Below are 5,104 nucleotides of genomic sequence, written 5' to 3'. Positions count from 1 at the left end.
GTGATGTATTTATAGCTGAGTACTAAACGGTGTTGGTTGATGAATAGCTTGTATGATTCATCAAACGTGATATGAGCGTTAATTAGCTTATCTGAACGGGAATACTCATAACCTGTATAAGTACCGTCTATGATGCTTGTAGAGCCTTGAGGGAAGTGTAATGTGATGTTCATAGGTATACCCCATAGTTATTGTCTATAGGGTATTTACTATGGTGTTAGATAAGGTTGTTATCTTGTCGAACGGTACTGAACGGTATAGATAGCCTTGAACCGCAGTTACTCCAGCATCGCGTAGTACTGGTAGCTCTTGCCGCTGCTCTACTCCCTCTACGATTACATAGGGGCAATAGTTCATGATGTTCTTCATCAGTACGTTGAATGTTGGTTTCTGTACTTCCTCACGGTAGAACGCCCTATCGATTTTTACCGCTTCATAGCATCCAGTAGTTAACGCCGCAACGTTAGCCCGACCGGAACCAAGATCATCAAGGAACAAGCGATAGCCTACGTTTAACATTGTTCGTAACACCGGATGATCTATACCCAATTCCAACCCTTCAAAGTCTTCTGAGATCTCCAACCTGACAAACTCCAGCTTATCCAGTAAGTGAGTTATACCACTGTCATATACACATAGCCGTGCCTGTAAGGTATCAACATTAACGGTACAGAAAAGCCGGTGATCCCTGAACCATGAAGCACGTAATTCTATGGCCTGTAGTTGTCGTGTGAGTAGTTCCCTCTTCCTTTCATTATCCATAGCCATGATGAAGTACTTACTGTTCAGTACAGGCAAGTCCTGGCAATGGAAACGGGTTAACAATTCACAACCAACCAGTTGGCCTGAAGTTGTCATGATCGGCTCTGCTATAAAGCTAGTTATTATCATCACATTGATCTCTTTAATCGATTTATACTCTATTATTGATCGCTCAAATCTATTAGTATAGAAACTATTCGCCTAAAGAAAATCATTTAACTTATTGAATATGATCGTTTTTATTGAATTTTTAGCGTTTCGTCTTGTTCTTCAGTATTACACTGTATAAATTTACAGTATCTAACGGTTAGTGGAGGGCTTAGAAATGGGCAATAAGAACGGTTACGATCCATCCATACGTAGAGGTGTTCATCAGTTCTCACACGCTGGGGTTTGGTTCACGGTCTGTTATCGGGGAAGTATTCTTGAACAATTCGAGTTGGTGATCGGGTGATATTTGAAGGTTCTGTAGGTGGGGTGTTCTGGCTGGGAACGGTTGAAAGGGATTGTTTTGTACTGATTAGCGAGACACCCTTTAACAAGGTGTTGGATGCTCTAGTTTATCTACATGCTGAACGCCGAGTGGTTGAACAACATGCTGATGATTGGTCCTGTGGGCAAGAAGAACTGCCATTCTAAAAAATGCCCCTACACATTGACGGCCCCATTGAGTAGGACAGTTCATGTTATTGGGGCATATTCAATTACTTAATAAGTATTGTGTAAAATCTTCTTGTTTGTACTACTGCGACAATAAAGCACCCAATAGCAAAGCATATTTTCATACCATCTTCTATTGGGTGTACATTTAATACATTTCTAATTATAAAGTTGAACACTGAAAGCGTTACAAACCAATACAGTAGGAAATACAAAAATGAAAACAGGCGGCAAAGTATATTGCTACTTTTAATATCAAAAATCTTTGCTGTCAGTTTTGTTAATGGTGAGAAAAGCATCGCGATAAAACCAGGTATTATAGTAATTAGAAATATCGCAACAAACATCAAAGGCACTTTTACATATTCATTGCCATTTGGACCAATTATAATAATCAAACCAGTGACAGCCGTGATCAGCCCACCAGTCAATAGTTCTTTCGTTCCCTCGAACATCTCAGAGATATTTTCAACAGTAATTTTCATTTTACCACTCTTCACTATAGGCAAGTTCTGAATGATAATATCATTTACAAATTGAAAAAGCCCTGTAGATTCACATCATAAAGGGCTTAGTACTGAAATTTTCAGATTACTTCGCTACTACCTGCCAGCGTCCACCAGGCTTTGTAATCTCATACTGGTATTGATCATCACACCATACATCTATACGGCCTGAGAAGTTCGCATTGCTAAACCTAGTGACTTTATCGCATGTGTAATCACGCTGGATAAGAGCCTGAGCGAAATCCTTAGCGTCCTGTAACTCTTGATTGGTGAGCTGGGTAGACGGTTCTTCGTGCTGTGCTTCATGCTTAACATCTCCACCTGAGATTTTGAAATACAAAGCGATGAGCACCAATAAAACTACAATAATTTTCCCCATTAGTAACCCTTGTGAACTATCTGGAATACAAGAGGTTGTTTCAACATCCTCTAAGTCACAATGGGTAGTATCGGCCTTATGTAGAATTTCTTTACTTACATGTAAACTGAAGGGGGAGTAACAGTACTGAGGGCTGTTGTATGGTAGCTTCACGCCACACCCACACCTTCAACAAACCTACCCATAGTGGGGGGCGTGAGGTTATGAGTGTACTTTAGGTATGATATAGAAGTAAAGCCATATAAGATTATCGATAAGTTTTTTTAAAGTTAATCCAAAAGCTCAATGCCCTTACCAAGTAGTAAAGGCATTGAGAAAATTAATAGCTAAGCTGTTTTATCTCTGTTGGTGAGATTGGATACTGATATTCAGGAATAATCATTCTACAAAACATATCAAATCTTGTAAGATGTTCCTTAACCTGGTCGATTGGAACGCCAATATTGCGTAATGAATTGATAAGAATATCATTGTCAAAGTCGGGTCTTCCATAATACGCACATTTATTATCAATGATGTGATTATAGAACTGTAGTACATCATTATAAGTTTGAATTTCAGTATCAGTTTTATAATCAAATGATTTTATTGACATGTTTCCATCAATGCTTTCAATGCTGACTCGTAAACTATCGAAATATAAAAAAGCACTACGGAATTCACTCTGAGGCATTTCTATATTTTGGTCTGTGATATGAATGAAACTCTCCGCTCTCAGCTCAAGTAGATTAGAAAAAAGATCACCCTTATCTATTGTTACTAAACCATCAGTACGTGTATAGACGCCATCCTCAAAATGATAATAGTAATATTTTTCATTATCAACTAACTTATAAAAACCAGTAATATCATCTTTCATGCGAAAGATTACACCATCCACTAATTCTATAGCAGAATAGTCACATTTATTATAATTCATTTTTCTTCCTTAACTAGGGTACGTAGAACATAATATAGTCTATATATGAAATGTCGGGATACACCTGTGGATTCGTTAGTAAAACCTCATGTGAACTAAGGATAGTCCGGGCTAACTGAGTAAAAGAATCATCGCTGCTTTCACTCAAGCGATATATCTCATATATACCATTATCAAGGGGCAGAATTTTATAGCACATAACGATTCTAGATATTAATTTGTCAGCCTTATATAGTCATATATTAGTCATAGCGAAGTGCCAGACTTTCAATATCGATTAATTTACAAGAGTTAAACAAGTAACCTTGTACACCCCATACCTCTAAACGTCTAGCTAGTTCAAGTTGTTCATCTGTCTCTACGCCCTCAAAGACGATTTTATTACATTTATTTTTATAGAGTATCAAACCTTTGAATGGCTGTTCTTTCTTGGCTTCCCGCCAGAAGTATTCACGATCAATCTTAATCAATTCATACTGAGAAGCATCAACCATGCTTATATCACAATATCCTGCTCCCAAATCATCCAGCCATACCTTACCAAATCTAGTACATAGTGCTTCTATTAGTTTAGTACGGGTGTGTAGTTCACATGTTGCTAGACTCTCTGAAATTTCAAGCCGCACATAATTCATACCCTTTAATAGGCAATCTTCTTCAGGTGTGCGATTGATACATTCAATCATATCCCTGTTAACATTAAGACTACACAACAGATTGTTCTTTGTGAAGAAATCATTTTTTTCTTTGATAGCAGTGACTTGCTCTCTGAGTAACAAACATCTTTCTTCATTGCTCATGCTCTGAATGACAGTATCCGGCGGGTAAAACTTACCATACTGATCTTGGAAGCGAGTTAATATTTCAACCCCTCTTAACCTCATTGAAACTGGGTCTACTAATGGCTCCACTATGAAAAACTGCTTCATATCAATCACTTCCCCGTCTTGAAGTATTGTAAGTAATCTAAATGAGAATAAGTTAATAAATTTTATTAGTTAGCGAGCTATACCTATAAACATACCTGTTATCTACATGTTTTCAAGGTTTCGAATGTAAATTGTGTACTTGTCTCCAATATCCGGTTTTCAGAGGGTTTAATATTTTATTTCAATCATTTACGTAAGTATCATCTTTCCTAATGATTTCTTAATGTTAATCGGTGCTAATAAAGTCACAAATAGACCATAAAGGTTATATGGGATTATCTGGTGATTCTACCTTTAGATGATCAGATAAGATATTAATTACTCGGATTATTGTACCTAACTCTTAGTTAACTAATGATTGTTGGAAGTATACTGCCTCATCATCTGATAAGTCCATAGTTCTGGTAGTACTGTACCAGTAGTAGATTAATTAATAGTAATGGCTTAAACAGCCCGATAACCCGACAAGGGCAAAGCCCGCGTAGTTACTCCAAAAGACGGCTGACCCCAAACAGTATAGGTTTTCACTTCCTTCAGTAGTCGATAGACAAAAACAAAAGACGTGGCGTTCTTCGAGTGACTAGCGAGAAAACGCAAGTTTACGATCTTATCTTTTTGGTTTTACAGAGACTAACGAGCAAAGCGAGTTAGGCTCTATGATACTGAATAGACAAGTAAGTCATTTACTTTAAAGTGTATATTATATTAAGTTACGGGAATCAATATGTGGTATGTAACCCATTGATTTAACTACTATATGTTGTGGCATCAACCGTATTTTACTCATAATAACCGTATTTTCGACGTATACAATACGGTTATAGTTACGGTTATTATTTACATATAAATCAATTACTTATTCATTGCTACTAGTCGTTCAATTAAGGTAATAAGATCCGCACCTTCATCTTTTAGCAGTTCAACTAGTGCTACATGTTCTTCTGTTACG

5 protein-coding genes are annotated in these 5,104 nt (G+C 37.1%); all 5 read right to left on the bottom strand.

Annotated elements, in window-relative coordinates; all coding sequences use genetic code 11:
• Window positions 1-195: 195 nt before the first annotated feature.
• The 5 genes from N6P30_RS24015 to N6P30_RS23995 all read right to left on the bottom strand — a co-directional run bounded on the left by N6P30_RS24015 (window position 196) and on the right by N6P30_RS23995 (window position 4,155).
• Window positions 196-891, bottom strand: a complete 696-nt coding sequence (locus N6P30_RS24015) for an EAL domain-containing protein (protein ID WP_023292990.1) — start codon at window positions 889-891, stop codon at window positions 196-198.
• A gap of 575 nt (window positions 892-1,466) precedes the next feature.
• A complete protein-coding gene (locus N6P30_RS24010) occupies window positions 1,467-1,907 on the bottom strand; it encodes a hypothetical protein (RefSeq protein WP_032676819.1) in 441 nt (146 codons plus the stop codon).
• A gap of 106 nt (window positions 1,908-2,013) precedes the next feature.
• Complete coding sequence (locus N6P30_RS24005; protein ID WP_023292988.1) at window positions 2,014-2,307, bottom strand: hypothetical protein; 294 nt, start codon at window positions 2,305-2,307, stop codon at window positions 2,014-2,016.
• 319 nt (window positions 2,308-2,626) lie between these two features.
• Window positions 2,627-3,226 (bottom strand): hypothetical protein, encoded by a 600-nt coding sequence (locus N6P30_RS24000; protein WP_023292987.1) that lies wholly within the window; start codon window positions 3,224-3,226, stop codon window positions 2,627-2,629.
• A gap of 242 nt (window positions 3,227-3,468) precedes the next feature.
• On the bottom strand, window positions 3,469-4,155 hold the full coding sequence (locus tag N6P30_RS23995) for an EAL domain-containing protein (RefSeq protein WP_023310818.1): 687 nt from the start codon (window positions 4,153-4,155) through the stop codon (window positions 3,469-3,471).
• Window positions 4,156-5,104: the final 949 nt, after the last annotated feature.

This window comes from Enterobacter sp. PL1, from assembly GCF_945957325.1.
In the GTDB taxonomy this organism is placed as follows: domain Bacteria; phylum Pseudomonadota; class Gammaproteobacteria; order Enterobacterales; family Enterobacteriaceae; genus Enterobacter; species Enterobacter roggenkampii.
The sequence above is the reverse complement of the archived record's forward strand: the minus strand, read 5'-3'. Positions and strand labels throughout refer to the sequence as shown.

Excerpts from the sequence above, each read along its gene's own strand:
- N6P30_RS24005 (WP_023292988.1), bottom strand. The coding sequence starts at position 2,307 with ATGGGGAAAATTATTGTAGTTTTATTGGTGCTCATCGCTTTGTATTTC.
- N6P30_RS24015 (WP_023292990.1), bottom strand. The coding sequence starts at position 891 with ATGATAATAACTAGCTTTATAGCAGAGCCGATCATGACAACTTCAGGC.
- N6P30_RS23995 (WP_023310818.1), bottom strand. The coding sequence starts at position 4,155 with ATGAAGCAGTTTTTCATAGTGGAGCCATTAGTAGACCCAGTTTCAATG.
- N6P30_RS24000 (WP_023292987.1), bottom strand. The coding sequence starts at position 3,226 with ATGAATTATAATAAATGTGACTATTCTGCTATAGAATTAGTGGATGGT.
- N6P30_RS24010 (WP_032676819.1), bottom strand. The coding sequence starts at position 1,907 with ATGAAAATTACTGTTGAAAATATCTCTGAGATGTTCGAGGGAACGAAA.